The organism is uncultured Chloroflexus sp. (genome assembly GCF_937129525.1).
In the GTDB taxonomy this organism is placed as follows: domain Bacteria; phylum Chloroflexota; class Chloroflexia; order Chloroflexales; family Chloroflexaceae; genus Chloroflexus.
The window spans coordinates 1-2,040 of record NZ_CAKZNK010000032.1 but is presented as its reverse complement, the minus strand read 5'-3'; the positions used below and the strand labels follow the sequence as shown (position 1 = coordinate 2,040).

The following is a 2,040-nucleotide window of genomic DNA, read 5'->3' as shown; positions in this document are numbered from 1 at the left end:
TTTTGCGATACCAGCGCCGCGCATTCTCTTGATACGGAGCATAAAACTCGGCGTTCGCGCCCAGGGTACCGGTGAATGCCGCCTTGTAATCAGGGGCGCGGCCCATCCAGCCATATACGGCGCGCTGAAGCTCGGCAATCGTATCGCGCGCCCGCACAAGATCCGCTACCGCGCGCGATCCAGCGAAAAAGGGATGAGTCCAGCCACCACTACCGGTATCGGTCAGGATCGTCCATTTCCACTGTTCCGGCCCGCCACGCGCCAGATCTTCCTGGTGTAGCTCATGTAAACGATCATACCAACGCGCCACCATCCGGGCCGAGTTATGAAAAGCGGGGTGACTGGTAATATCTTTGACCCGCTCACCCTGAAAATAGACGACCCGATCATCTCGCAGACTCTCCAGATACTCGCGTCCATTCATCGGACGCGCGCCGGTTACGGTGGTCTCCATCGTCACATCGGACACCGTCATGCTTCACCTCCACGTGAAACGAATCCCTAGCGCCGTTGCCGCGTCTCGGTATGGATTTTAATTTTGCTCCGCGGTGATCCTGATTATAGGTTGACTGTGTACCCTTGTCGATAACAAAATTCGACATGGTCGAACGGCGATTGAAATTGATGAAAATGTGCGTCATGTGCGTTCTTCGTGTACAATACCGGTAGCCACATCATCCCAAATTCGAACAGAAATGCGCTTACCATCAACGAGAGAAACTGCACTCTGTTGTGATCGCGTTTGTTCCCCGTGAGATACGTCTTGGCCGCCAGACAATGAAGGAGGTTAGCATGCAAGCCGACGCAACGATGGTTGAACCCTATGTCTTGACCGAAATCGACAGTAATGGCCTTGCCCGTCTTACTCTTAACCGTCCCCGCCAATTTAATGCCCTGTCAGAAGAGATGCTGGCTGCTCTCCAAGCCGAACTTAACGCTATTGCCCAGAATCCAAAAGCGCGCGTGGTGGTGATTGCCGGCGCCGGCAAGGCGTTTTGCGCCGGTCATGACCTTAAGCAGATGCAGGCCAATCCCGACCAGCAATACTATGAAGATCTGTTTGCCCGTTGCACCAATATGATGCTCACCATCCAGCGCATGCCGCAACCGGTGATCGCGCGCGTGCATGGCATTGCAACCGCCGCCGGTTGCCAGTTGGTAGCAATGTGCGATCTGGCAGTCGCTTCGACCGAGGCAAAATTTGCCGTTTCAGGGATTAACGTGGGTCTGTTCTGCTCAACGCCATCAGTGGCGCTCTCGCGCAACATTGGGCGCAAAGCCGCCTTTGAAATGCTGGTTACCGGTGAGTTTATCGATGCTCATACTGCCCTCCGCCTCGGCCTCGTTAATCGCGTGGCAGCGCCAGAAGAGCTTGACGCTGAGGTGCTGCGGATGGCCAATGCAATTCTGGCGAAACCGGCTGAGTCGATTGCCATCGGTAAGTCACTCTTCTACCGGCAGATTGAGCTGCCAATCGAAGAAGCGTACCACCTGGCCGGACAAACAATGGCCTGCAATATGATGGAACCTTGCGCGCAGGAAGGGGTAGCAGCCTTTGTTGAGAAGCGTTCGCCAGCCTGGGCAAAAACCGGTAACGCTTCCAATCATTAGGCTTTATCGAGAAGGAACCCGATAAAGCCGCCAGGATGCACCGACAATCAACACTGACAAATAGTGTCTTTTGGAGATGCGGGAATTGAAGCCCTGACCTTGATTCACTGCTGTATTAACTTTGATCCGCATGAGACGAGCCAAGCCGCTTTGTCGCCGTCACATGGCTGCCAGGCAGCTTGTATCGTCTATTCGGTAAACTGAGTGTCGTACCCTGCGAGGATTAACGCTAGCCACATCAACACAATCGTTGCCCGATAAATAAAAAGCGCGCTATCTGATGACAGCGCGCTTCTCATCATTGGTGCCCCCAGCGGGATTCGAACCCGCGATCTCCACCTTGAAAGGGTGATGTCCTAGGCCACTAGACGATGGGGGCCTGACGGAGCTGCATTATACCATATTTTGCGATTGTTGCAACTGGAGGCA

General features: G+C 54.3%; 2 protein-coding genes and 1 tRNA gene. 1 reads left to right on the top strand and 2 read right to left on the bottom strand.

The genetic code is table 11. The annotated features are described in order from the left end of the window. Positions 1–475, bottom strand: a 475-nt coding sequence (locus Q0650_RS02955; protein ID WP_298815756.1) for a 4-hydroxyphenylacetate 3-hydroxylase N-terminal domain-containing protein, incomplete at its 3' end; no start/stop codon positions are given. A gap of 317 nt (positions 476–792) precedes the next feature. Here Q0650_RS02955 and Q0650_RS02950 point away from each other — a divergent pair. Further along, positions 793–1,611 carry an enoyl-CoA hydratase gene (locus Q0650_RS02950; RefSeq protein WP_298815754.1) on the top strand — a complete coding sequence of 273 codons (819 nt, stop codon included), beginning with the start codon at positions 793–795 and terminating at the stop codon, positions 1,609–1,611. Between the two features lie 302 nt (positions 1,612–1,913). Here Q0650_RS02950 and Q0650_RS02945 read toward each other — a convergent pair. Beyond that, positions 1,914–1,990 (bottom strand) — tRNA-Glu (locus tag Q0650_RS02945). Between the last annotated feature and the right edge of the window lie 50 nt (positions 1,991–2,040).

What these genes read in the sequence shown, in the direction of transcription:
- Q0650_RS02950 (WP_298815754.1), top strand. Translation starts at nt 793, where the DNA reads ATGCAAGCCGACGCAACGATGGTTGAACCCTATGTCTTGACCGAAATC.